This is a genomic window from Streptomyces sp. NPDC104761 (assembly GCF_055583445.1).
This window is the reverse complement of the sequence record NZ_JBVJNZ010000008.1, coordinates 152,769-174,271: the sequence shown is the minus strand read 5'-3', so window position 1 is coordinate 174,271 and position 21,503 is coordinate 152,769. Positions and strand designations below refer to the sequence as shown.

Annotated in this window: 23 protein-coding genes, 1 tRNA gene and 1 riboswitch; of the genes, 7 read left to right on the top strand and 17 right to left on the bottom strand. The window is 69.7% G+C overall.

Features of this window, described 5'->3' with window-relative positions; genetic code table 11:
• Positions 1-49 precede the first annotated feature (49 nt).
• Positions 50-2,899, top strand: a complete 2,850-nt coding sequence (locus ACZ63F_RS22705) for a transglycosylase domain-containing protein (protein ID WP_469713253.1) — start codon at positions 50-52, stop codon at positions 2,897-2,899.
• Between the two features lie 4 nt (positions 2,900-2,903).
• Here the strand turns inward: ACZ63F_RS22705 and sugE are convergent, their stop codons facing one another.
• The 3 genes from sugE to ACZ63F_RS22690 form a co-directional block, all read right to left on the bottom strand.
• On the bottom strand, positions 2,904-3,224 hold the full coding sequence (sugE, locus tag ACZ63F_RS22700) for a quaternary ammonium compound efflux SMR transporter SugE (RefSeq protein WP_388718286.1): 321 nt from the start codon (positions 3,222-3,224) through the stop codon (positions 2,904-2,906).
• A 48-nt stretch (positions 3,225-3,272) separates the two neighbouring features.
• Positions 3,273-3,346, bottom strand: a riboswitch (guanidine-III (ykkC-III) riboswitch).
• Between the two features lie 53 nt (positions 3,347-3,399).
• Complete coding sequence (locus ACZ63F_RS22695; protein WP_093502483.1) at positions 3,400-3,756, bottom strand: GroES family chaperonin; 357 nt, start codon at positions 3,754-3,756, stop codon at positions 3,400-3,402.
• Between the two features lie 24 nt (positions 3,757-3,780).
• Complete coding sequence (locus tag ACZ63F_RS22690) at positions 3,781-4,113, bottom strand: DUF3618 domain-containing protein (protein ID WP_469713252.1); 333 nt, start codon at positions 4,111-4,113, stop codon at positions 3,781-3,783.
• Between the two features lie 104 nt (positions 4,114-4,217).
• Here ACZ63F_RS22690 and bcp point away from each other — a divergent pair, with 104 nt between their 5' ends.
• Positions 4,218-4,685 (top strand): thioredoxin-dependent thiol peroxidase, encoded by a 468-nt coding sequence (gene bcp / locus ACZ63F_RS22685; protein WP_382722238.1) that lies wholly within the window; start codon positions 4,218-4,220, stop codon positions 4,683-4,685.
• Between the two features lie 185 nt (positions 4,686-4,870).
• Positions 4,871-4,955: transfer RNA gene (locus tag ACZ63F_RS22680), tRNA-Leu, on the top strand.
• 41 nt (positions 4,956-4,996) lie between these two features.
• On the opposite strand, the gene rdgB is transcribed toward ACZ63F_RS22680, so the two are convergent.
• The 4 genes from rdgB to ACZ63F_RS22660 all read right to left on the bottom strand — a co-directional run bounded on the left by rdgB (position 4,997) and on the right by ACZ63F_RS22660 (position 7,234).
• Complete coding sequence (rdgB, locus tag ACZ63F_RS22675; RefSeq protein WP_469713251.1) at positions 4,997-5,602, bottom strand: RdgB/HAM1 family non-canonical purine NTP pyrophosphatase; 606 nt, start codon at positions 5,600-5,602, stop codon at positions 4,997-4,999.
• A 33-nt stretch (positions 5,603-5,635) separates the two neighbouring features.
• Positions 5,636-6,043, bottom strand: coding sequence for a hypothetical protein (locus ACZ63F_RS22670; protein WP_469713250.1), 408 nt, complete (start codon positions 6,041-6,043; stop codon positions 5,636-5,638).
• A 140-nt stretch (positions 6,044-6,183) separates the two neighbouring features.
• Positions 6,184-6,921: a ribonuclease PH gene (gene rph, locus ACZ63F_RS22665; RefSeq protein ID WP_469713248.1), complete on the bottom strand. Its 738-nt coding sequence runs from the start codon at positions 6,919-6,921 to the stop codon at positions 6,184-6,186.
• 79 nt (positions 6,922-7,000) lie between these two features.
• Positions 7,001-7,234, bottom strand: a complete 234-nt coding sequence (locus ACZ63F_RS22660) for a PTS sugar transporter subunit IIB (RefSeq protein WP_089106674.1) — start codon at positions 7,232-7,234, stop codon at positions 7,001-7,003.
• Between the two features lie 170 nt (positions 7,235-7,404).
• Between ACZ63F_RS22660 and ACZ63F_RS22655 the strand changes: the two genes are divergently transcribed.
• Together ACZ63F_RS22655 and ACZ63F_RS22650 are read left to right on the top strand one after the other, a co-directional pair.
• Positions 7,405-8,703 (top strand): PTS transporter subunit EIIC, encoded by a 1,299-nt coding sequence (locus tag ACZ63F_RS22655; protein ID WP_469713247.1) that lies wholly within the window; start codon positions 7,405-7,407, stop codon positions 8,701-8,703.
• 154 nt (positions 8,704-8,857) lie between these two features.
• Entirely contained in the window at positions 8,858-10,105 is a 1,248-nt protein-coding gene (locus tag ACZ63F_RS22650; protein ID WP_352361658.1) for a PTS transporter subunit EIIC, read from the top strand.
• A gap of 155 nt (positions 10,106-10,260) precedes the next feature.
• Here the strand turns inward: ACZ63F_RS22650 and ACZ63F_RS22645 are convergent, their stop codons facing one another.
• On the bottom strand, positions 10,261-11,013 hold the full coding sequence (locus ACZ63F_RS22645; protein ID WP_469713245.1) for an MBL fold metallo-hydrolase: 753 nt from the start codon (positions 11,011-11,013) through the stop codon (positions 10,261-10,263).
• Between the two features lie 238 nt (positions 11,014-11,251).
• Here ACZ63F_RS22645 and ACZ63F_RS22640 point away from each other — a divergent pair, with 238 nt between their 5' ends.
• Positions 11,252-11,707, top strand: a complete 456-nt coding sequence (locus ACZ63F_RS22640) for a type II toxin-antitoxin system PemK/MazF family toxin (protein WP_352361662.1) — start codon at positions 11,252-11,254, stop codon at positions 11,705-11,707.
• Between the two features lie 7 nt (positions 11,708-11,714).
• Here the strand turns inward: ACZ63F_RS22640 and ACZ63F_RS22635 are convergent, their stop codons facing one another.
• The 9 genes from ACZ63F_RS22635 to clpS form a co-directional block, all read right to left on the bottom strand.
• The gene (locus ACZ63F_RS22635; RefSeq protein WP_469713244.1) at positions 11,715-12,233 is read right to left on the bottom strand and encodes a hypothetical protein; all 519 of its coding nucleotides are present in this window, start codon (positions 12,231-12,233) and stop codon (positions 11,715-11,717) included.
• A gap of 124 nt (positions 12,234-12,357) precedes the next feature.
• Entirely contained in the window at positions 12,358-14,418 is a 2,061-nt protein-coding gene (locus ACZ63F_RS22630; RefSeq protein ID WP_469713243.1) for a putative Ig domain-containing protein, read from the bottom strand.
• Positions 14,419-14,663: 245 nt separating this feature from the next.
• Positions 14,664-15,614 (bottom strand): PLP-dependent cysteine synthase family protein, encoded by a 951-nt coding sequence (locus ACZ63F_RS22625; protein WP_469713242.1) that lies wholly within the window; start codon positions 15,612-15,614, stop codon positions 14,664-14,666.
• Positions 15,615-15,621: 7 nt separating this feature from the next.
• Positions 15,622-15,900, bottom strand: a complete 279-nt coding sequence (locus tag ACZ63F_RS22620; protein WP_351958184.1) for a MoaD/ThiS family protein — start codon at positions 15,898-15,900, stop codon at positions 15,622-15,624.
• A gap of 84 nt (positions 15,901-15,984) precedes the next feature.
• A complete protein-coding gene (locus tag ACZ63F_RS22615; protein ID WP_352361672.1) occupies positions 15,985-16,080 on the bottom strand; it encodes a putative leader peptide in 96 nt (31 codons plus the stop codon).
• Positions 16,081-16,757: 677 nt separating this feature from the next.
• The gene (locus ACZ63F_RS22610; protein ID WP_382722267.1) at positions 16,758-17,180 is read right to left on the bottom strand and encodes a M67 family metallopeptidase; all 423 of its coding nucleotides are present in this window, start codon (positions 17,178-17,180) and stop codon (positions 16,758-16,760) included.
• Positions 17,181-17,311: 131 nt separating this feature from the next.
• Positions 17,312-18,769 carry an amino acid permease gene (locus ACZ63F_RS22605; protein ID WP_469713241.1) on the bottom strand — a complete coding sequence of 486 codons (1,458 nt, stop codon included), beginning with the start codon at positions 18,767-18,769 and terminating at the stop codon, positions 17,312-17,314.
• A 342-nt stretch (positions 18,770-19,111) separates the two neighbouring features.
• Positions 19,112-19,717: a DUF2017 domain-containing protein gene (locus ACZ63F_RS22600; RefSeq protein WP_469713240.1), complete on the bottom strand. Its 606-nt coding sequence runs from the start codon at positions 19,715-19,717 to the stop codon at positions 19,112-19,114.
• A gap of 49 nt (positions 19,718-19,766) precedes the next feature.
• Entirely contained in the window at positions 19,767-20,084 is a 318-nt protein-coding gene (gene clpS / locus ACZ63F_RS22595) for an ATP-dependent Clp protease adapter ClpS (RefSeq protein ID WP_351958189.1), read from the bottom strand.
• 58 nt (positions 20,085-20,142) lie between these two features.
• On the opposite strand from clpS, the gene ACZ63F_RS22590 reads away from it, so the two are divergent.
• Complete coding sequence (locus ACZ63F_RS22590; protein WP_469713238.1) at positions 20,143-21,489, top strand: nicotinate phosphoribosyltransferase; 1,347 nt, start codon at positions 20,143-20,145, stop codon at positions 21,487-21,489.
• Positions 21,490-21,503: the final 14 nt, after the last annotated feature.

Sequence of the window (21,503 nt, the reverse complement as noted above, 5' to 3'; positions counted from 1 at the left end):
AGAGTCTTCACCTGGGGGCGCAGAAGCGTACGAGGTCGTACGGGAACGCATGTACGACGCGAAACAGGAGTCCGTGCACGACATGAGCGACGAGCCGCAGCCGCAACAGCCGAACCAGGGCGGCGGAGGCCCGACGGAGCCGCCGGCTGCGGCCGAGGAGAAGCCGGCCCCGGCGCAGCCGACGGCCGGGGCGACGCAGCCGGAGCCGCCCGCGGCGGCCGAGGAGAGCACGCCGGAGGCATCCGGGCCGACGGGAACGGAGCGGAAGCCGGCGGCCGAGGACGCCCAGACCCGGCAGCTCGCCGCGGTCAGGGTGCCGAAGGCGCGACCGCCCGTTGCGGCCGGGGACCCGAACACGCGGGACCCGCGGAGCGCACAGGACAGGCAGGGCGGGCAGGCCAGACAGGGCGGGCAGGACACGCAGACCCGGCAGCTCGCGGCGATCAGGCCGCCGAAGGCGGAGGCGGTCACCGCGGCCGCGCCGGTCACCGCGGCCGGAGCAGCGGCCGGGGCGGAACCGCCCGGCGCCGAGCCGCCCGCGGACGGCGTGCAGACGACGGGGGGCGGGAAGAAGATGAAGCGGCCCAAGCGGACCGGATGGCGGCGGATCATCCCGACCTGGCGGACGGTGCTCGGCACCTTCGTCATCGGGGTGCTGCTGCTGATCGGCCTGTTCTTCCTCGGCTACTCGATGGTGAAGATCCCGGCGGCCAACACGTTCGCCACCAAGCAGTCCAACGTGTACCTGTACGCCGACGGCTCCCAGCTCGCCCGCGACGGCGACGTCAACCGGGAGAACGTGGACCTGTCCCAGGTCTCCGTGGACGCCCAGCACGCCGTGCTAGCCGCCGAGGACCGCGACTTCTACACCGAGTCCGCCGTCGACCCCAAGGCGATGCTGCGCGCCGCCTGGAACACCGCGACCGGCAAGGGCACCCAGTCCGGCTCCACGATCACCCAGCAGTACGTGAAGAACTACTACCTGGCCCAGGAGCAGACCGTCACCCGCAAGGTGAAGGAGTTCTTCATCTCGGTCAAGCTGGACCGCAGCGAGTCCAAGGACCAGATCCTCGAGGGCTACCTCAACACCAGCTACTTCGGCCGCAACGCCTACGGCATCCAGGCCGCCGCCCAGGCCTACTACGGCAAGGACGCCATCGACCTCGACCCGGCCCGCGCCGCCTACCTCGCCGCGCTCGTCAACGCGCCGAGCGAGTACGACGTCGTCGCCCACCCCGAGAACAAGGCGGCCGCGGTCGCCCGCTGGAACTACGTCCTGGACGGCATGGTCAAGAAGGGCTGGCTCAGCGAGTCCAAGCGGGCCGCCATGACGTTCCCGACGCCCAAGCAGCAGACCGTCTCCACCGGCATGTCCGGGCAGCGCGGCTACATCGTCAACGCGGTCAACGACTACCTGATCAAGAACAAGATCGTCGACTCGGACGCCCTGGAGGCCGGCGGCTACCGCATCACCACGACCCTGCAGAAGAGCCGGCAGAACGCCTTCGTCAAGGCGGTCGACGACAAGCTGATGTCGAAGCTGAGCAAGAACAACAAGGTCGACAGCTACGTGCGGGCCGGCGGTGCCTCCGTCGACCCGAAGACCGGCAAGGTCGTCGCCATGTACGGCGGCATCGACTACGTGAAGCAGTACACCAACGGCGCGACCCGCGGTGACTTCCAGGTCGGCTCCACCTTCAAGCCGTTCGTCTTCGCCTCCGCCGTCGACAACGGCTCCACCACCCAGTCCGGGCAGACCATCACCCCGAACACCTACTACGACGGCACCAACAAGCGCACCGTCCAGGGCTGGCCCGGCGGCTCCTACGCGCCGGAGAACGAGGACGGGAAGTCGTACGGCCAGATCACCGTCCGCAAGGCCACCGACCTCTCCGTGAACTCGGTGTACGCGCAGATGGCCGTCGACGTCGGCCCGTCCAAGGTCAAGAAGACCGCCGTCGCCCTGGGCATCCCCGCCGACACCAAGGACCTCCAGCCGTACCCGTCGATCGCCCTCGGCACCGCCACCGCCAGCGTCCTCGACATGGCGGAGGCCTACGCGACGCTCGCCAACCACGGCAAGCACGGCACGTACACCATGGTCGACAAGGTCACCCGGGACGGCACGCAGGAGATCAAGCTGCCGGAGGCGACGACCAAGCAGGCCGTCAGCCGGCAGGCCGCCGACACCACCACCTCGATCCTGCAGAGCGTGGTCGACAACGGCACCGCCACCGCCGCCCAGGCCGCGGGCCGCCCGGCCGCCGGCAAGACCGGCACCGCCGAGGAGGACACCGCCGCCTGGTTCGCGGGCTACACCCCCGACCTCTCCACCGTCGTCTCCGTGATGGGCCAGGACCCGGTCACGGCCGCCCACAAGTCGCTCTACGGCGCGCTCGGTCTGCAGCGCATCAACGGCGGCGGGGCCCCGACCGAGATCTGGGCGCAGTACACCAAGGACGCTCTGAAGGGCACCACGGCCTCCGACTTCGACCTGGACCTCCAGGCCGGCGCCGAGACCGTGGCCCCGCCCACCCAGGGCACGGCCACCCCGGGCACCGGCGGCCAGGACAACGGCGGCACCATCGGCGGGAACCAGGACAACGGCGGCACCACCGGCGGCGGCCAGGACAACGGCGGCACGACGGACGGCTCCACCACCGCCGGCACCACCGACGGCGGCACGACCGACGGCTCCACCACCGACGGCTCGACCACGTCCGGTACGACGACCTCCGGCACCGACTCCGGAACGACCACCTCGGGAACGGACTCCGGCACCTCGACCGGGACCACGAACGGCGGCACCAGTACCGGGACGACGGCGGGGACCGGGGACGCCGGGACCACCACAGGGACGACGGCGGGCGACGGCGGAGGCTTCGGCTTCGTCCAATGACAGGTCAATGACCGCTGGTCGCCTTGAGTCCCACCACGGCGACCAGCAGCAGGCACACGAAGAAGATCCGGGCGGCGGTGGCCGGCTCCCCCAGCACCACCATCCCGAACACCGCCGCCCCCGCCGCCCCGATCCCCACCCACACGCCGTAGGCGGTACCGATGGGGAGCGTCCGCGCGGCGTACGACAGCAGCACCATGCTGGCGACGATCCCGCCGCCGGTGAGCAGACTGGGCACGAGCCGGGTGAACCCGTCGGTGTACTTCATCCCCACCGACCACCCGACTTCGAGCAGACCGGCGACGACCAGCAGAACCCAGGCCATGACAGACACCTCCGAGACGTCTCGCTGACGTATCTCCGACAGCGGGGGGGTGCGTCGTCTTTGCCTTCACGGTCCCGGTACGGCGCGTCTCGTCGGGCTGGCTCCTTCGAAGATAGCAAAGAAACAGCAAAAGGGCCTGGTGACCACAGTCACCAGGCCCCTTGAAGCCTCCGAATCAGAGATAGAGGCCGGTCGAGTCCTCCGAGCCTTCGAACCGGTCGGCGGCCACCGCGTGCAGATCGCGCTCCCGCATCAGCACGTACGCCACCCCCCGCACCTCGACCTCGGCGCGGTCCTCCGGGTCGTACAGCACCCGGTCGCCGGGCTCCACCGTCCGCACGTTCTGCCCGACCGCGACCACCTCGGCCCAGGCCAGCCGCCGCCCGACGGCCGCCGTGGCGGGGATCAGGATGCCCCCGCCCGACCGCCGCTCACCCTCCCCGGTCTCCTGCTTGACCAGGACCCGGTCGTGCAGCATCCGGATGGGCAGCTTGTCGTGCTGGCTGCTCTGCTCGTCTCTCTTGGCGCTCACGCCTGTGAACCTACCTGCCTCTGATCAGCTCTTACGCCGCCGGGTACCGCTGAAGACCAGCAGCCCGACCACGCCCACGGCGACGAGCGCGACCGGCACCACCCGCTCCAGGCGCGGCGCGCCGTCCTCGTCCAAGAACTGGGCCTTCACATCGCTCACGACCTGGTTGACCTGGACGTAGGCCCGCCCGAGCGTGTGATCGACGTTGGCCGCGACCTTGGCCTTCGCATCGCCGACGATGGTCTTCGGGTGCACCCGCACCCCGATCTCGTCCAGCGTCTCGGCCAGCACCTCGCGGCGGCGCTTGATGTCCGCCTCGATCTGCGCCGGGGTTCTGGTGTCCGACGTCTCCGCCACCGTAGGCCCTCCGAAGTCTGCCGTACTGCCGTACTGCCTGTTCTGGACAGTCTGTCAGCTCTCGCCGCCGCCGCACGGCCAGGACCCCCCGTTACGCTAGACCGATGAGCGAGCGACTCCAGCCCGGGGACGTAGCCCCCGACTTCACCCTCCCCGACGCCGACGGCAACGAGGTGTCCCTCTCCGCCCACAAGGGCCGCAAGGTCATCGTCTACTTCTACCCCGCGGCCCTCACCCCAGGCTGCACGAAGCAGGCCTGTGACTTCACGGACAACCTCTCCCTCCTCGCCGACGCCGGCTACGACGTCCTCGGCATCTCCCCCGACGCCCCGGAGAAACTCGGCAAGTTCCGCGAGAAGGAGAACCTCAAGGTCACCCTCCTCGCCGACCCCGACAAGAAGGTCCTCGACGCGTACGGCGCCTTCGGCGAGAAGATGAACTACGGCAAGACCTACCTGGGCGTCATCCGCTCCACGATCATCGTGGACGAGGAGGGCAAGGTCGAGAAGGCCCTCTACAACGTCCGCGCCACCGGCCACGTAGCCAAGATCATCAAGGACCTGGGCATCTGAGCACCACCTGACCCACCGACGACGGCCCGCACCGGTTGACCAGATGCGGGCCGTTCTCTGCGCATGCCGTGCCCGAACTGCCATGCGGTCACGAGCACCTGGCGTCAGGGAGGCACACGGAGAAAGGCGTGGCCCCGTACACTGAGCCAAGCAAAACGGCAGCTCCCAGTGGTGTCCGTTTTGGGGCGGTCGTGGCGAAATAGGCGATACGCGCGGGTTTTAGGTGCCCGTGGGAGAAATCCCGTGTGGGTTCGAGTCCCACCGACCGCACAGCCGAGGGGCCGCTTGTACCGGCGGCCCCTCTTCCGTTCTCAGCCCAGCAGCTCCCGCACCACCGGGACCAGCGCGCGGAACGCCTTTCCCCGGTGGCTGATCGCGTTCTTCTCCTCGGGGGTCAGTTCGGCGCAGGTCCGGGTCTCGCCGTCGGGCTGGAGGATCGGGTCGTAGCCGAAGCCGTTCGTGCCGGACGGGGTGTGGCGGAGGGTGCCGCGCAGTTGGCCCTCGACCACGCGTTCGGTGCCGTCGGGCAGGGCCAGGGCCGCCGCGCAGGCGAAGTGGGCTCCCCTGTGCTCCTCGGCGATGTCCGCGAGCTGGGCGAGGAGCAGGTCGAGGTTGGCCTTGTCGTCGCCGTGGCGGCCGGCCCAGCGGGCGGAGAAGATGCCGGGGGCGCCGTTCAGGACGTCGACGCAGAGGCCGGAGTCGTCGGCGACGGCGGGGAGGCCGGTGGCCTGGGCGAGGGCGTGGGCCTTCAGCAGCGCGTTCTCGGCGAAGGTCACGCCCGTTTCCTTGACGTCGGGGATGTCGGGGTATTCGTCGGCGCCGACGAGTTCGTGGGGCAGGCCCGCCTCGGCGAGGATGGCGCGGAGTTCGGTGATTTTGCCGGCGTTGCGGGTGGCGAGGATCAGGCGGGTCGTCATGGCCAGCAGTATCCCAAGGCCCCGCGCTCCCGCTTACGGCGTGCAGACCTTCGTCAGTTCGCCGGCCGCGTCGGTGACCTGGGTGACGTCGGGGGTGGAGTCGCCGTTCCTGACCGCGGTGCGGACGTCGTCCACGGCCTGCTGGAGGTGGTCGACGGCCTTGTTGACGTCGGCGTCGTCGGTCCTGTCGCCGATCTTCTTCAGGTTCTGCTGGATGGAGTCGAGGGCGGCGTCGGTGCGGGTGGGGTCGTTCGCGGCGTTCTCCACGGCCTGCTGGAGTGCGGTGACGCTGTCGGCGATGGAGTCGGCGGTGCGGACGCAGTCCAGTGCCGTGTTGACGGAGTCGCAGCCGACGAGGAGGGCGGCGGTGAGTGCGGTGGTCGCGGCTACGGCGGCGATGGTGGTGACGCGACGGCGTCCTCGGCGTCGGCTGGCGGCCATGGCGGTGTTCCCTCCCCGTGGTACGGCTGGCCGGGCGCACGGTTGTACGTGCCGTGCGCCCGTATGGATAGGGACGCGGGCTCGGCCGCCGGGGTTGCCCTGCCGTGCCTCGGGGTTTTCCCTTCCCTTTACTTCTTCCGCTACTTCTTGAGTGCCTCGTCGAGCGCCGCCCGCTGGATCGTGGCCAGGTCGGTGCAGCCGGCGACGGCGAGGTCGAGGAGGGCGTCGAGTTCGTCGCGGGCGAAGGGTTCGGCCTCGGCGGTGCCCTGGACCTCGACGAAGCGGCCGTCGCCGGTGCAGACGACGTTCATGTCGGTCTCGGCCTTGACGTCTTCCTCGTAGCAGAGGTCGAGGAGGGGTACTCCGCCGACGATGCCTACCGAGACGGCGGAGACGGTGCCGGTGAGGGGCTGGCGGCCGGCCTTGATGAGCTTGCGTTCCTTGGCCCAGGTGACGGCGTCGGCGAGGGCGACGTAGGCGCCGGTGATGGCCGCGGTGCGGGTGCCGCCGTCGGCCTGGAGGACGTCGCAGTCGAGGACGATGGTGTTCTCGCCGAGGGCCTTGTAGTCGATGACGGCGCGCAGGGAGCGGCCGATGAGGCGGGAGATCTCGTGGGTGCGGCCGCCGATCTTGCCCTTGACGGACTCGCGGTCGCCGCGGGTGTTGGTGGCGCGGGGGAGCATGGCGTACTCCGCGGTGACCCAGCCCTCGCCGCTGCCCTTGCGCCAGCGGGGGACGCCTTCGGTGACGGAGGCGGTGCAGAAGACCTTGGTGTCGCCGAAGGAGACGAGGACGGAGCCCTCGGCGTGCTTGCTCCAGCCGCGTTCGATGGTGACCGGGCGGAGTTGTTCGGGGGTGCGGCCGTCGATTCGAGACATGGCGACGAGCCTATCCGGAGCGCGGGAAGGGGCTCTTCCCCAGGTGGGAAGAGCCCCTTTTCGGCGGTGAGCCGGAGGCTCACATCATGTCTTCGATCTCCGCGGCGATCGGGTCGGCGTCGGTGCCGATGACGACCTGGATGGCGGTGCCCATCTTGACGACGCCGTGCGCGCCGGCCGCCTTGAGGGCTGCGTCGTCGACCAGCGAGGCGTCGTGGACCTCGGTGCGCAGCCGGGTGATGCAGCCTTCGATCTCGTCGATGTTCTCGATTCCGCCGAGGCCGGCGACGATCTTCTCAGCCTTGCTGGCCATGTTCCTTCTCCCTGATCCGAACCGCTTTGTCGCAGTAACCCACAGTTGGCCCATCTTTGCGAGCGGTCGTACCGCGTGTGCCGAATGATGGCGAGCAGCGCGGCGGAACCGTCTGCCGACTGGTCTACACCAGCTGGTGGGCGGTCGACAAACCCCCGGAGGAGGCGCCCGTGAGTGCCGAGAGCGCCGGCAGTGCGGCCGGTCCCGCGCGGGAGCGGTGGCAGGGCCTCTTCCAGGGGCTGCAGAAGATGGGCCGCAGTCTTCAGCTGCCGATCGCGGTGCTGCCGGCCGCGGGGATCCTGAACCGGCTGGGCCAGCCCGACGTGTTCGGCGAGCAGGGGCTGGGCTGGACGGCGGTCTCCAAGGTGATGAAGGGGGCGGGCGGGGCGCTGCTCGACGGTTCGGTCGGGCTGCCGTTGCTGTTCTGCGTGGGGGTGGCGATCGGGATGGCACGGAAGGCGGACGGTTCGACGGCGCTGGCGGCGGTGGCGGGCTTTCTCGTCTACTACGGGGTGCTGCACCAGTTCCCGGAGGGCTGCCCGGGCGGGTCCAGGACGGTGCCGGGGATCGGGTGCCAGGTGCGGGACGGGTCGGTGTCGGCGTTCACGTTCCAGAATCCGGGGGTGTTCGGCGGGATCGCGCTGGGGCTGCTGACGGCGTTCTTCTGGGCGCGGTACCACCGGACGAGGCTGGTGGACTGGCTGGGGTTCTTCAACGGGCGGCGCCTGGTGCCGATCATCATGTCCTTCGTGGCCATCGGGTTCGCCGGGCTGTGCCTGTGGGTCTGGCCGCCGGTCGGTGGCGGCCTGGAGAGCTTCAGCCGCTGGCTGCGGGACGCGGGGGCGTGGGGTGCGGGGGTGTTCGGGGTTGCGAACCGGGCTTTGCTGGTGGTCGGGCTGCACCAGTTCCTGAACGTGCCGATCTGGTTCCAGTTCGGCAGTTACACCACGCCCGAGGGGCAGACGGTGCACGGTGACATCAACATGTTCCTGGCGGGTGATCCGGACGCGGGCCAGTTCACGTCGGGGTTCTTCCCGATCATGATGTTCGCGCTGCCCGCCGCCGCGCTGGCCATCACGCACTGCGCGAAGCCGCACCGGCGCAAGGAGATCGGCGGTCTGATGCTGTCGGTGGCGCTGACGTCGTTCGTGACGGGCATCACGGAGCCGCTCGAGTACTCGTTCATGTTCGTCGCGCCGCTGCTGTACGGGATGCACGCGGTGCTGACGGGGGTGTCGATGGCGGTGACGTGGGGCCTGGGGGTGCACGACGGGTTCAGCTTCTCGGCGGGACTGATCGACTACGTCATCAACTGGAAGCTGGCGACGCGGCCTTGGGCGATCGTGCCGATCGGGCTGTGCTTCGCGGCGGTCTACTACGTGATCTTCCGGTTCGCGATCACGCGGTTCGACCTGAAGACCCCGGGAAGGGAGCCGGAGGACGAGGTGGAGGACGTCGCGGAGGCCTGAGCGGGCCGTGGGCGGGCCGTGAGCGGGCCGTGGCCGAAAGGCATACGCCGCGTAGTGCTCCGGTTGCGGAATTGACGGGTTCCTTATAACGCCCCCATCGTGTACAACAGGTCTACACCACTGAGTGGTGTAGACCACCACCGATGGAGGAAGTATGACAACCGCCACCGCGACGGCGGCCCCCACAAAGAAGTGGGGATCCGGTCTTTTCCAGGGCCTGCAGAAGATCGGCCGCAGCCTTCAGCTCCCCATCGCCGTACTGCCGGCGGCCGGCCTGCTGCTCCGCTTCGGCCAGCAGGACATCCACGACAAGCTGCACCTGCCGGACAAGGTGACGGCGGTGTTCGCCACGGCGGGTGGCGCGATCTTCGACAACCTGCCGCTGCTGTTCTGCGTCGGTGTCGCGATCGGCTTCGCCAAGAAGGCGGACGGCTCCACCGCGCTGGCCGCGCTGGTCGGCTTCCTGGTCTACAAGAACGTCCTCACCGCGTTCCCCGTCACCGACGCGAAGGTCCAGGCGGGCGCCGACATCGCCGCGACCTACAACAACCCCGGTGTGCTCGGCGGCCTGGTGATGGGCCTGCTCGGCGCGGTGGTCTGGCAGCGCTTCCATCGGACCAAGCTGGTGGACTGGCTCGGCTTCTTCAACGGCCGCCGGCTCGTCCCGATCATCATGGCCTTCGTCGGCACGATCATGGGTGTCTTCTTCGGCCTGGTCTGGAAGCCCATCGGTGACGGCATCTCCGACTTCGGCAAGTGGATCACCGGTCTCGGCGCCCTCGGTGCCGGTCTGTTCGGTCTGATCAACCGCGCGCTGATCCCGGTCGGCATGCACCAGTTCGTGAACACGGTCTCCTGGTTCCAGATCGGCGACTACAAGACCGCGTCCGGCACGATCGTCCACGGTGACCTCACCCGCTTCTTCGCCGGTGACCCGACGGCCGGTCAGTTCATGTCCGGCTTCTTCCCCATCATGATGTTCGGCCTCCCGGCCGCCGCCCTGGCCATCGCGCACACCGCCCGCCCCGAGCGTCGCGCCGCCGTGATGGGCATGATGCTGTCGATGGCGCTGACCTCCTTCGTGACCGGTGTGACCGAGCCGATCGAGTTCACGTTCATGTTCATCGCGCCGCTGCTGTACGCGATCCACGCGGTGCTCACGGCCCTGTCCATGGCGATCACCTGGGCGCTCGGGGTGCACGCGGGCTTCACCTTCTCCGCGGGTGTCATCGACTACATACTCAACTGGAACCTGGCGACCAAGCCCTGGCTGATCATCCCGATCGGCCTGGTGTTCGGAGCGATCTACTACTTCGTCTTCCGCTTCGCCATCATCCGCTTCAACCTCCCCACCCCGGGCCGCGAGCCCGAGGAGGAGGTCGAGGACCTCACGAAGGCGTGAGTCCACTCCGGCAGCACACATGACGAAGGCCCCCGCCGCGGCGGGGGCCTTCTCGTCGTGCGCCTTCTCGCCGTGCGGGGGCCTTCTCGCCGTGCGGGGGCCTTCTCGTCGTACGGGCGCCTTCTCGTCGTGCGGCCCTGGACGCCGTACGCGCGTCAGATCTCGTACGTCGTCCGAGGTACCGCGAGGTCCACCGGGCCGTCGAAGACCTCGCGGGCGTGGGCGAGGTTGACGGCGGGGTCGGTCCACGGCGGGATGTGGGTGAGGACCAGGCGGCGGGCGCCGGCGCGGGCGGCGGTCTCGCCGGCCTCGCGCCCGTTGAGGTGCAGGTCCGGGATGTCCTCCTTGCCGTGCGTGAAGGCGGCCTCGCACAGGAACAGGTCGGTGTCCCTGGCCAGGTCCTCCAGCACCGGGGTGAGACCGGTGTCGCCGGAGTACGTCAGGGACGTCCCGGCGTGCTCGACGCGGATGCCGTACGCCTCCACGGGGTGCCGGACCCGCTCGGTGTGGACCGTGAAGGGGCCGACCTCGAACGTGGACGGCTTGACCGTGTGGAAGTCGAAGACCTCGCTCATCGAGGAGGCGGTGGGGGTGTCGGCGTAGGCGGTGGTGAGGCGGTGCTCGGTTCCCTCGGGGCCGTAGACCGGGATCGGCGGGCACGGGCCGCCGTCGTGGCGGTAGTAGCGCGCCACGAAGTAGGCGCACATGTCGATGCAGTGGTCGGCGTGCAGGTGGCTCAGGAAGATCGCGTCGAGGTCGTAGAGACCGCAGTGGCGCTGCAGCTCGCCCAGGGCGCCGTTGCCCATGTCGAGGAGCAGCCGGAAGCCGTCGGCCTCTACGAGGTAGCTCGAGCAGGCCGATTCCGCGGACGGGAACGACCCCGAGCAACCGACGACGGTGAGCTTCATGAAGCAGAAACCTCCGTTGGCGGAAACCCAGATGGGCTGGGGAACCGGAGTCGGGAAAAAGGGCATGACGGGGGTCGTGCGGTTCGTCGAGCGTAAGGCGCAAAAGAGCCGGTCGCTCCTCCGCCAGGGGCCGTTGTGGGCGAACTCACCTGTGGTGTCACCGGTTCGGCTGGACCGGGGGCGCATAAGGATTGCGCAAGGGCGCGCATTGATTATCTCGCGCCGGTAACGTCGTCGTATGGACACGTCATGGTGGCTCGCGCTCGCGGCAGTCGTCCTGCTGGCGCTGGTCGCCACGCTCGTCGACGGCTGGGGCAGAGGCCACCGCCCGCGCGGGTACCGCACCCGCCCCCCGGGGCATCCGCGCGGCACGCGCGCGCAGGCCGGGCGGCCCCACCCGGGGGACATCTGGTGGGCCAACGTGCCCTACGAGGACGGTCCCGGCGCCAAGGACCGGCCCTGCCTGGTGCTGGCCGTGCACGGCAACCGGGCGACGGTCGCGAAGATCACCAGCAAGTACCACGACGAGCGCGCCGGGGTGATCCCGCTGCCGCCGGGCTCGGTCGGGGACGCCCAGGGCCGGCCGAGCTTCCTGGAGACGGACGAGTTGCGCGAGATCGCGGTGTGGGAGTTCCGGCGCCGGGTGGGCGTGGTCGACCCGGTGTTGTGGGACCAGGTGCGGCACCTCGCGTAGGACCGGGTCAGCTCACCTTCACGATGACCCGCCACTCCTGGATGCCCTTGCAGGAGACCCCGCCGGGCGCGGTGGGCTGGGCGCACAGGGGGCGGGTGGAGGAGAGGGTGACGGTGCCGGGGGCGACCGCCCGGTAGGCGGATCCGGCGTCGCCGCCGCGGAGCATGATCCCGTAGTTGATCTCCTTGAGCGCGTCGGTGTCCCCGGAGGCGGCGATCTTCTTCCAGGGTCGCTGCTCGGAGCCGGCCAGGGTGATCCGCAAGGTGCCGTCCTGGGCCAGGCAGAAGGCACGACCGCTGTCGGCGGCGGTGAGCTCGGCGGTCAGGGGCGTGCAGCCGGCGGAGGAGCCACCGGTGGCCGGGGCGGAGGGCGATGCCGATGTCGGTGTCGTCGTCGGTGTCGTCGTCGGTTTCGGGGAGACCTCGCCGCCGCCCTTGTCCCCGCTCCCGCTCTGCGAGCCGCAGGCCGCCAGCAGGAGCAGGCTCGCCGCGGCGAGCGACGTGCGGTGGAACGTCGTACGGCGCATGGGGTGTCCGCCTTTCCGTCGGGGAACGGACCCTGGGTGCCGATATGACGTATCCGCCCCTCGTACGGATCCCGCTCCCGGACGGCTTCCGGGTGCGGGATCGGGTCAGTTCACTCGGACGGGGTCAGCCGGTCGTGACGGCGGTGTCGTCGACGACGAAGCTGGTCTGGAGCGAGGAGTCCTCGACACCGCTGAACTTCAGGGTGACGGTCGAGCCCGCGTAGGACCCGAGGCTGAAGGACTTCTGCACGTACCCGGAGGCCGCGTTGAGGTTGGAGTACGTGGCCAGGGTGGTCGAACCGGCGGTGACCGTCAGCTTGTCGTACTGGGTGCTGGTGGTGGTCTCGGCCGTGTCGATGTGCAGGTAGAAGGTGAACTTGGTGTTGGTGCAGGCGGCCGGGATCGTCACCGACTGGGAGAGCGTGTCGGTGTGCGAGGAGCCGTAGCCGTCGAGCCAGGCCTTGTACGAGCCCGCGTGGGCCGCCTCGCCGCTGTCGTTGGTGATGACACCGCTGGTGGCCGTCCAGGTGGTGTTGCCCGACTCGAAGCCGGGGTTGCCGAGCAGCTGGGACGAGGAGCAGGTGCCGCCGCCGCTGGTGCTGACGGTCCAGGTGAAGGAGGCCGAGCCGGAGGCGCCGGTGGAGTCGGTCGCGGTGACGGTGGTGCTGTAGGTGCCCGCGGTGGACGCCGTACCGGAGATGAGGCCGGTGGAGCTGGAGATGGACAGGCCGGTGGGCAGGCCGGAGGCGCTGTAGGTGAGGGTCGCGCCCGCGCTGTCCGAGGCCGAGATCTGCAGGCTGACCGAGCTGCCGGTGGCGGTGGACTGGCTGCCGGGGTTGGTGACGGTCACCGTGTTGCCGGTGGTGGTGCCGGAGGTGAAGGCGGCGGTGCCGTTCGGGGTGCCCCAGCCGGTCGGGCCGTCGTAGCCGGTGCCGGCGGTGCAGAAGTACGAGGTGGAGCAGGAGCCGTTGTTGCCGCTGGTGACGTCGTACAGGTTGCTGGTGTGGCTGTACGGGTACTTCGCCGGGTAGTCGCTCGAACCCGGGGTGCCCGCGAGGGCGTACACACCGGCGATGATCGGCGAGGAGGCGCTGGTGCCGCCGTAGACCGCCCACCCGGAGCCGCCGTAGGTGTCGTAGACCGCCACACCGGTGGCGGGGTCGGCGACCGCGGAGACGTCCGCCTCCATGCGCTTGGTGCAGCCGCTGTCGGTCTGCCAGCTCGGCTTGGCGTCGTAGGCGGAGCAGCCGGAGCCGGTGCCCTCGGTGGAGCTGGTCTTCCACACGGACTCGGTCCAGCCGCGGGAGTTGGACGAGGTGGACAGCGCGGTGCCGCCGACGGCGGTCACGTACTGGGAGGTCGCCGGGTACTCGGCGCCGTAGGCGGAGTCACCCGAGGAGACGGTGATCGCGACACCCGGGTGCTTGAAGTACGAGGTGTCCTCGCTGGTCTGGGAGGAGGACTCGGAGCCGCCCCAGCTGTTGGAGACGAACTTGGCGCCGAGCGCGACGGCCTCGTTCTCGGCGGTGCCGAGGTCGGAGTCGGTGGCGGAGTTGGCCTCGACGAGGATGATGTTGCAGTTCGGGCAGACGGCGCTGACCATGTCGATGTCGAGCGCTTCCTCGCCGGCCCAGCCGGAGTCGTTCGTCGGCAGCGAGGTCGTCGAACCGGTCTGGCTGACCTGCTTGAAGCAGCCGTTGGCGACGGTGCAGGCGGACAGGCCGTACGTGGAGCGGTAGGTGGCGAGGTCCGAGGCCGCGTTCGGGTCGTTGTACGCGTCGACCACGGCGACGGTCAGGCCGGAGCCGCCCGTCGAGGGCAGGTTGTAGGCGCTGTGCAGGTTGGACGGGCTCAGGCCGGAGGGGGCGGCGGCGAGGGCCGAGGCCAGCTGCTGCTTGATGTCGGTGCGGCGCTGCGCGAAGCAGTTGACCTCACCGGGCTTGGACACGGCGGCGCACAGGTGCTTGGTGGGCACCTTCTGCCCGGCCTTGCCGGTGCTGTGCACGGCGCGCCGGGCGGGGTCGGTCAGGGCCTTGGCGTTCTGGGCGGCCCGGGAGGTCTGGGGGGCGGTGGTGTGTACCTGTGCCTGTGCGGCCGGTGCCGCGACGAATCCGGAGACGGCGAGGGCGAGGGTGGGGAACGCGAAGGCCAGGAGTCTTCGCAGGCTCCGTCGTGATTCACGCATGGGGGTACTGCCTCCATCGGTGGGGTTACAAGGCAGGCCCGTGACGCGCGTAGCGGCGGCAGAGTGCGCGGTCATGAGCATGACACTTCGAACACCCTGGGATGCCGATGAGCGTGGCATGACAGGACGGTGAGGAACCTAGCCGGGTTCGCCGGAGACCGGTTCCCCCCGGCGAAGATCTTTGCTCCGCCATAGGCAGCGCTTAGCCCCCTCATAGAGGGGGGTTGGCGCGTGCATGATGAGCGCTATGCCCAGAGCTGACCCTGGAGGGTCTCGATGGCTTCCTCGGTCGTGGCGGCGGTGTACACGCCGGTCGACAGGTACTTCCAGCCGCCGTCGGCGACGACGAACACGATGTCCGCGCTCTCCCCGGCCTGTACGGCCTTCTTCCCGACGCCGATCGCGGCGTGCAGTGCTGCGCCGGTGGAGATGCCCGCGAAGATGCCCTCCTGCTGGAGGAGGTCCCGGGTCCGGGTCACCGCGTCCGCGGAGCCGACGGAGTACCGCGTGGTGAGCACGGAGGCGTCGTACAACTCGGGCACGAAGCCCTCGTCGAGGTTCCGGAGCCCGTAGACGAGGTCGTCGTACCGCGGTTCGGCGGCGACGATCTTCACGTCGGGCCTGTGCTCGCGCAGGTACCGGCCGACGCCCATCAGCGTGCCGGTGGTCCCGAGCCCCGCGACGAAGTGGGTCACGGAGGGCAGGTCGGCGAGGATCTCCGGACCGGTGGTCGCGTAGTGCGCACCGGCGTTGTCCGGGTTGCCGTACTGGTAGAGCATCACCCAGTCGGGGTGCTCGGCGGACAGTTCCTTCGCCACCCGCACGGCGGTGTTGGAGCCGCCCGCGGCCGGGCTCGAGATGATCTCCGCGCCCCACATGCCCAGCAGGTCGCGCCGCTCCTGCGAGGTGTTCTCGGGCATCACGCAGACCATGCGGTAACCCTTGAGCTTGGCGGCCATCGCCAGCGAGATGCCGGTGTTCCCGGACGTCGGCTCCAGGATGGTGCAGCCCGGGGTGAGCCGGCCGTCCTTCTCCGCCTGCTCGATCATGTGCAGGGCGGGGCGGTCCTTGACCGAGCCGGTCGGGTTGCGGTCCTCCAGCTTGGCCCAGATCCGGACCTCGGGGGACGGCGAGAGCCGCGGCAGGCACACCAGGGGGGTGTTGCCGACCGCGGCCAACGGGGAGTCGTAGCGCATGCCGATCTCAGGCCATGCCACCGGCGACCGCCGGCAGGATCGTCACGGTGTCGCCGTCGGTGAGCTTGGTGTTGATGCCGTCGACGAAACGGACGTCCTCGTCGTTCAGGTACACGTTCACGAAGCGGCGCAGCTTGCCGTCGTCGACGATGCGGGCCTGGATGCCCGCGTGCCGGGTCTCGAGGTCGGCGAACAGCTCGGTGAGGGTCTCACCGCTGCCCTCCACCGCCTTCTGACCGTCGGTGTACTGGCGGAGGATGGTCGGGATGCGGACCTCGATGGCCATGGCTCAGGGCTCCTGTCGGAAAGTCTGGGTGGGTGGGCGCGCAGCGGCACGCCGCGGCTCACGGCCGTACGGCGGCAGGGAACGTCAACAGATGGCGCTGTTCAGCCTGCACAGGTCGACGTGCAGCCGCGCCACGAGCAGCACGCCCGGCGCCTTGTCGCTCACGTCGTTCAGAACCATGCGGTCATCGTATCGATTCCCGCCCCCGGTTCCGGAGTGTGATTCCACATCCCGGACACTTTCCATCCGACCCGCAAGACGCCCGCCCCCAAGGGCCGCACAGACCGACACCGGTCCAGGCAGCCCACCCAGGGGCGCGAGGAACTGCGCGACCAGCCCCCACCGGCCCGCGGATGCCCACCGACCGGTCCGGCGCCGCCGGAATCCGCCGTCGCGGCGGATCGCCGCTGCGGCGGAGAAGGAATTTGGGGAGCGGCGGAAAGAAGGCGACGAAAGAACTGGTGAACAGCGAAGAAAAGGGCACAGACCGACACCGGTCCAGGCAGCCCACCCAGGGGCGCGAGGAACTGCGCGACCAGCCCCCACCGGCCCGCAGGCACCCACTGGCCGCTCCGACACCGCCTGTGACCGGTCGTCGTCGCGGCGGAGAAGGGATTTGGTGAGCGGCGGAGAAGGCGAAGAAAGAACTGGTGAACGGCGAAGAAGAGAGCACGGATCGGTGCCGGGCCGGGCAGCCCACCCAGGGGCGCGGGGAACTGCGCGACCAGCCCCCACCGGCCGGTCCGGCGCCGCCGGGATCCGCCGTCGTGGCCGATCGCCGTTGCGGCGGGAAGAGATTTTGGTGGCGCAAGGGCTGGTGGGCCGTGGAGGAGGGGGCGGTGGCGGGTCGGTGGGGGTCAGTAGGACTCGACGATCCTTACCTCTTCCTCTGTGACCTCGCCCTCGATGATGCGGTAGGAGCGGAACTGGAAGTCGCCGAGGCCGTCGGTGTCGGCGGTGGAGACGAGGACGTAGTGGGCGCCGGGCTCGTTGGCGTAGCTGATGTCGGTGCGGGAGGGGTACGCCTCCGTCGCCGTGTGGGAGTGGTAGACGACCACCGGCTCCTCGTCGCGGTCGTCCATCTCCCGGTAGAGCTTCAGGAGGTCGCCGGAGTCGAACTCGTAGAACGTGGGGGACATCGCCGCGTTCAGCATGGGGATGAAGCGTTCGGGGCGGTCGGAGCCGGCCGGCCCGGCGACGACGCCGCACGCCTCGTCGGGGTGGTCCTTGCGCGCGTGGGCGACGATCTGGTCGACGAGGGCCTGGGTGATGGTCAGCATGGTCGCCAGGATAAGCAAGGGGCCGTCCCGTACCGAAGGCTGGTACGGGACGGCCCGGATGCCGGACGCCCTGAGCGGCTGCCGCAGGGGGCGCCACGAGTGCTCCCCGCGGCGGGCGTCCCGGAGGGTGGTCAGTTCACTTTCTCCAGCGGTGCCGGCTCGCGGCGCTCGGCGACCTCGGGGTTGCGGTTCTTCAGCACCAGCCAGCCGGCGCCGAGCGCGGCGGCCCAGCCGGCCATCACGTACAGGCAGACGCGGGAGTCGGCGTCGTACGCGATCAGGCAGGTGACGAAGAGGAGGAAGGCGATGGCGACCCAGCTGCACTTCGCGCCGCCCGGGGCCGGGAAGGCGGAGGCCGGCAGGCGGCCCGCGTCGACCGCGCGGCGGTAGAGGACGTGGCTGATCAGGATCATCAGCCAGGTCCAGATGCCGGCCGCGGTGGCGACGGAGGTGACGTAGCCGAACGCCTTCTCCGGGACGACGTAGTTGAGGACCACGCCGATGCCCATGAAGAGGACCGAGACGGTGATGCCGAACGCCGGGGTCTTCGACGCGGACAGCTTGCGGAAAACGGCCGGGGCCTCGCCGCTGTCGGCCAGGTTCCGCAGCATGCGGCCCGTGGAGTACATGCCGGAGTTGCAGGAGGAGAGGGCCGCGGTGAGGACGACGAAGTTGACGATGCCGGCGCCGGCGGGGATGCCGATCTTCGCGAAGGCCGCGACGAAGGGGGAGACGCCGGGGGCGAACTCCGTCCACTTCACGACGCAGAGGATGACGGTGAGCGCGCCGACGTAGAAGAGGGCGATGCGCCAGGGGAGGGTGTTGATCGCCTTGGGGAGGGTCTTCTCCGGGTTCTCCGACTCGCCGGCGGTGACGCCGACCAGCTCGACCGCGAGGTAGGCGAACATGACGCCCTGAAGGGTCATCAGGGAGGAGCCGACGCCCTTGGGGAAGAAGCCGTCGAACTGGTAGAGGTTCGCGACCGACGCGGTGTCACCGGCGGAGCTGAAGCCGAAGGTGAGGACGCCGAGGCCGATCACGATCATGCCGATCAGGGCGGTGACCTTGACCATGGAGAACCAGAACTCCAGCTCCCCGAAGACCTTCACGGAGATCAGGTTGACCCCGAAGAGGACCACCAGGAAGACCAGGGCGGTCACCCACTGCGGGACCTGCGGGAACCAGTAGTTCACGTAGATCGCGGCGGCGGTGAGCTCCGCCATGCCCGTCACGACCCACATCAGCCAGTACGTCCAGCCGGTGAAGTAGCCGAAGAACGGGCCGAGGAACTCCCGTGAGTACTCGGCGAAGGAGCCGGAGACCGGGCGGTAGAGCAGGAGTTCGCCGAGGGCCCGCATGATGAAGAAGATGATGCCGCCCGCGAGGGCGTACATGAGGATGAGGCTGGGGCCGGCCTTGGCGATGTTCGCCCCGGCGCCCAGGAAGAGCCCGACGCCGATGGCGCCGCCGATGGCGATCATCTGGACCTGGCGGCTGCCGAGCCCGCGCTCGTACCCCTCTTCGGAGCCTTCGGCGGAATGCGCGGACTTCGCGGAATTCCCCGACCTGTCGACCTGAGCGGAGGTCATGTGTGCTGTGCGCCTTTCTCCATGCCGACCCGGGCCTCTCGTCGGCCTCGGATCGGGTTTCGATCCCCCCGGATTGCTGGAGCGGTGCCTGACCGGTGGTGCCGGTTCGGTGGCGCACCCGGACGTACACGTGGGTGGTGTTCGCCGGGCGGTCGTGAAGATTTATCACGGCCGCAACACTGATCACCGGGTTCCGCCGAAAGGAATTGTGGCGCACACCACTGGAAGAAGCGGACAAAACACAACCGAAACCGCCATAACAGGCCGCAACGGTGACGCGATCGTTATCCGGATTTGAGCGTCCTCTGAGCGAACGCGAAGCCGGCACGCAATCGGGACGGACTACGGCATAAGGGTCGCGACCAGGGTCTCCTGGAGGCCGCCGAGCCACAGGTACGCCATCACCATCGGCTTGCGCGGGTCCTCGTCCGGCAGCCGGTAGAGGAGATCGGTGTCGTCCTCGTCGGCGATGTCGAGGCGGCAGCCGATCGCGAGGCGCAGGTCGTTGAGGGCGCCGAGCCACTGCCTGGACTCCTCGGGCGCCAGCTTGAGCATCGCCTCGCCCTTCTCCCCCGGGGCGAGGGAGTCGAGGGAGCGGATCACCGCGAGGGCGCTCTCCCGCTTGCCGGCCCTGAGGTCGTTCTCGGTGTAGCGGCGGAACTCGGCGGAGTGCGCCTGCCGCTCCTCGGCCTCCTCCGGGGACTGCGGGAGCCGCTCGGGGTCGCTGTAGGCGTCCGGGAAGAGCCGGCGCAGCACGGGGTCGGCGGGCGCCTCGGTCGGACCCTCGGCGAACAGCTCGGCGAGCGGGTCGTCGGGGGCGTCCTCGGCGGGGCCGGGGCCGATGAGCTCCAGGAGCTGGACGGCCAGCGACCGGATGATGGAGATCTCGACGTCGTCGAGGGCGACGGCCGCGCCGCCGCCGGGGAGCGGTTCGAAGATTCCTGGCATGGAGGGGATTCGCTGCTTCCGGAGCTGATCGGGGCCGGTCGGGTGGGGGTTACTTCCGGTCCTGCTGGAGGGTGGCCCACAGGCCGTAGCCGTGCATCGCCTGCACGTCGCGTTCCATCTCCTCGCGGGTGCCGCTGGAGACGACCGCCCGGCCCTTGTGATGGACGTCCAGCATGAGCTTGGTGGCCTTGTCCTTGGGATAGCCGAAGTACGTCTGGAAGACATACGTCACGTAGCTCATGAGGTTGACGGGATCGTTGTGCACGAGCGTGATCCACGGGACGTCGGGCTCGGGGACGGCGAAGGTCTCCTCCGCCGACTCGGTGCGTTCGATCTCTACGGGAGCGGGTGACGTCACAAGGCCCATGCTGCCACGGGCCCCACAAATCGTCACACTGACGCGAAGGGGTGTAGCATCTGTCGCCATGAACACTGCGGACCTTGGGCTGCCGGTGGACGTCCCGTCGACGGCGCTCTTCACGGACCAGTACGAGCTGACGATGCTGCAGGCCGCCCTGAAGGCCGGTACGGCCGAGCGGCGCAGCGTCTTCGAGGTCTTCACCCGGCGGCTGCCCGAGGGGCGCCGCTACGGCGTCGTGGCGGGTACCGGGCGCGTCCTGGACGCTGTCGAGAACTTCCGCTTCGACACGGACGTCCTCGACTTCCTGGCGGAGCGCACCATCGTCGACGGGCCGACCCTGGAATGGCTCGCCGGCTACCGGTTCAGCGGCGACATCTGGGGCTACCCCGAGGGCGAGGTCTACTTCCCCGGCTCGCCGATCATGCGGGTGGAGGGCTCCTTCGCAGAGTGCGTGCTGCTCGAGACCGTGATCCTCTCCATCCTCAACCACGACTCCGCGATCGCGGCCGCCGCCTCCCGGATGTCCTCGGCCGCCGGGAACCGCCCGCTGATCGAGATGGGCGCCCGCCGCACCCACGAGCTGGCCGCCGTCGCCGCCGCCCGCGCCGCCTACGTCGGCGGCTTCGCCACCACCTCCGACCTGGCCGCCGGCTTCCGCTACGGCATTCCCACGGTGGGGACGAGCGCCCACGCCTTCACCCTGCTGCACGACCAGGAGCGGGACGCCTTCCGCGCCCAGGTGGACTCGCTGGGCCGGGGCACCACCCTGCTGGTCGACACCTACGACGTCGCCGAGGCGGTCCGTACGGCCGTTGAGGTGGCCGGGCCCGAGCTGGGCGCCGTCCGCATCGACTCCGGCGACCTGCTGCTGGTCGCCCACCAGGTGCGCCGGCAACTGGACGAGCTGGGCGCGACGCGGACGAAGATCACCGTGACCTCCGACCTCGACGAGTACGCCATCGCCTCGCTCGCCGCCGCGCCCGTGGACGCGTACGGGGTCGGCACCCAGCTGGTCACCGGTTCCGGGCACCCCACCTGCTCCATGGTCTACAAGCTGGTCGCCCGCGCCGAGTCCGCGGACCCGCAGGCTCCGCTGGTGCCGGTCGCCAAGAAGTCGACCGGCGGCAAGACGTCCGTCGGCGGCCGCAAGTGGGCGGCGCGGCGGCTGGACGCCGACGGGGTGGCGGAGGCCGAGGTGGTCGGCACCGGCGAGGTCCCGGCCGACCTGGTCGACCGGCAGCTCCTGGTCGAACTGGTGAAGTCCGGCGAGGTCGTCGCCCGCGAACCGCTGGACGCGCCCCGCGCCCGGCACGCGGCGGCCCGCGCGAACCTGCCGCTGTCCGCGACCCAGCTCTCGCGCGGGGAACCGGTCATTCCGACGGAGTACGTGCAGGGGCGCTCGGGTAGCTAGAGCGGGTGCCCGCG

What these genes read in the sequence shown, in the direction of transcription:
- ACZ63F_RS22625 (WP_469713242.1), bottom strand. Translation starts at nt 15,614, where the DNA reads ATGCGCTACGACTCCCCGTTGGCCGCGGTCGGCAACACCCCCCTGGTG.
- clpS (WP_351958189.1), bottom strand. Translation starts at nt 20,084, where the DNA reads ATGGGCCTTGTGACGTCACCCGCTCCCGTAGAGATCGAACGCACCGAG.
- ACZ63F_RS22610 (WP_382722267.1), bottom strand. Translation starts at nt 17,180, where the DNA reads ATGCTGACCATCACCCAGGCCCTCGTCGACCAGATCGTCGCCCACGCG.
- ACZ63F_RS22645 (WP_469713245.1), bottom strand. Translation starts at nt 11,013, where the DNA reads ATGAAGCTCACCGTCGTCGGTTGCTCGGGGTCGTTCCCGTCCGCGGAA.
- ACZ63F_RS22620 (WP_351958184.1), bottom strand. Translation starts at nt 15,900, where the DNA reads ATGGCCATCGAGGTCCGCATCCCGACCATCCTCCGCCAGTACACCGAC.
- rdgB (WP_469713251.1), bottom strand. Translation starts at nt 5,602, where the DNA reads ATGACGACCCGCCTGATCCTCGCCACCCGCAACGCCGGCAAAATCACC.
- ACZ63F_RS22635 (WP_469713244.1), bottom strand. Translation starts at nt 12,233, where the DNA reads ATGCGCCGTACGACGTTCCACCGCACGTCGCTCGCCGCGGCGAGCCTG.
- ACZ63F_RS22605 (WP_469713241.1), bottom strand. Translation starts at nt 18,769, where the DNA reads ATGACCTCCGCTCAGGTCGACAGGTCGGGGAATTCCGCGAAGTCCGCG.
- ACZ63F_RS22660 (WP_089106674.1), bottom strand. Translation starts at nt 7,234, where the DNA reads ATGGCCAGCAAGGCTGAGAAGATCGTCGCCGGCCTCGGCGGAATCGAG.
- rph (WP_469713248.1), bottom strand. Translation starts at nt 6,921, where the DNA reads ATGTCTCGAATCGACGGCCGCACCCCCGAACAACTCCGCCCGGTCACC.
- ACZ63F_RS22705 (WP_469713253.1), top strand. Translation starts at nt 50, where the DNA reads ATGTACGACGCGAAACAGGAGTCCGTGCACGACATGAGCGACGAGCCG.
- ACZ63F_RS22590 (WP_469713238.1), top strand. Translation starts at nt 20,143, where the DNA reads ATGAACACTGCGGACCTTGGGCTGCCGGTGGACGTCCCGTCGACGGCG.
- ACZ63F_RS22615 (WP_352361672.1), bottom strand. Translation starts at nt 16,080, where the DNA reads ATGGTTCTGAACGACGTGAGCGACAAGGCGCCGGGCGTGCTGCTCGTG.
- ACZ63F_RS22650 (WP_352361658.1), top strand. Translation starts at nt 8,858, where the DNA reads ATGACAACCGCCACCGCGACGGCGGCCCCCACAAAGAAGTGGGGATCC.
- sugE (WP_388718286.1), bottom strand. Translation starts at nt 3,224, where the DNA reads ATGGCCTGGGTTCTGCTGGTCGTCGCCGGTCTGCTCGAAGTCGGGTGG.
- ACZ63F_RS22640 (WP_352361662.1), top strand. Translation starts at nt 11,252, where the DNA reads ATGGACACGTCATGGTGGCTCGCGCTCGCGGCAGTCGTCCTGCTGGCG.
- ACZ63F_RS22670 (WP_469713250.1), bottom strand. Translation starts at nt 6,043, where the DNA reads ATGGCCGCCAGCCGACGCCGAGGACGCCGTCGCGTCACCACCATCGCC.
- ACZ63F_RS22630 (WP_469713243.1), bottom strand. Translation starts at nt 14,418, where the DNA reads ATGCGTGAATCACGACGGAGCCTGCGAAGACTCCTGGCCTTCGCGTTC.
- ACZ63F_RS22600 (WP_469713240.1), bottom strand. Translation starts at nt 19,717, where the DNA reads ATGCCAGGAATCTTCGAACCGCTCCCCGGCGGCGGCGCGGCCGTCGCC.
- bcp (WP_382722238.1), top strand. Translation starts at nt 4,218, where the DNA reads ATGAGCGAGCGACTCCAGCCCGGGGACGTAGCCCCCGACTTCACCCTC.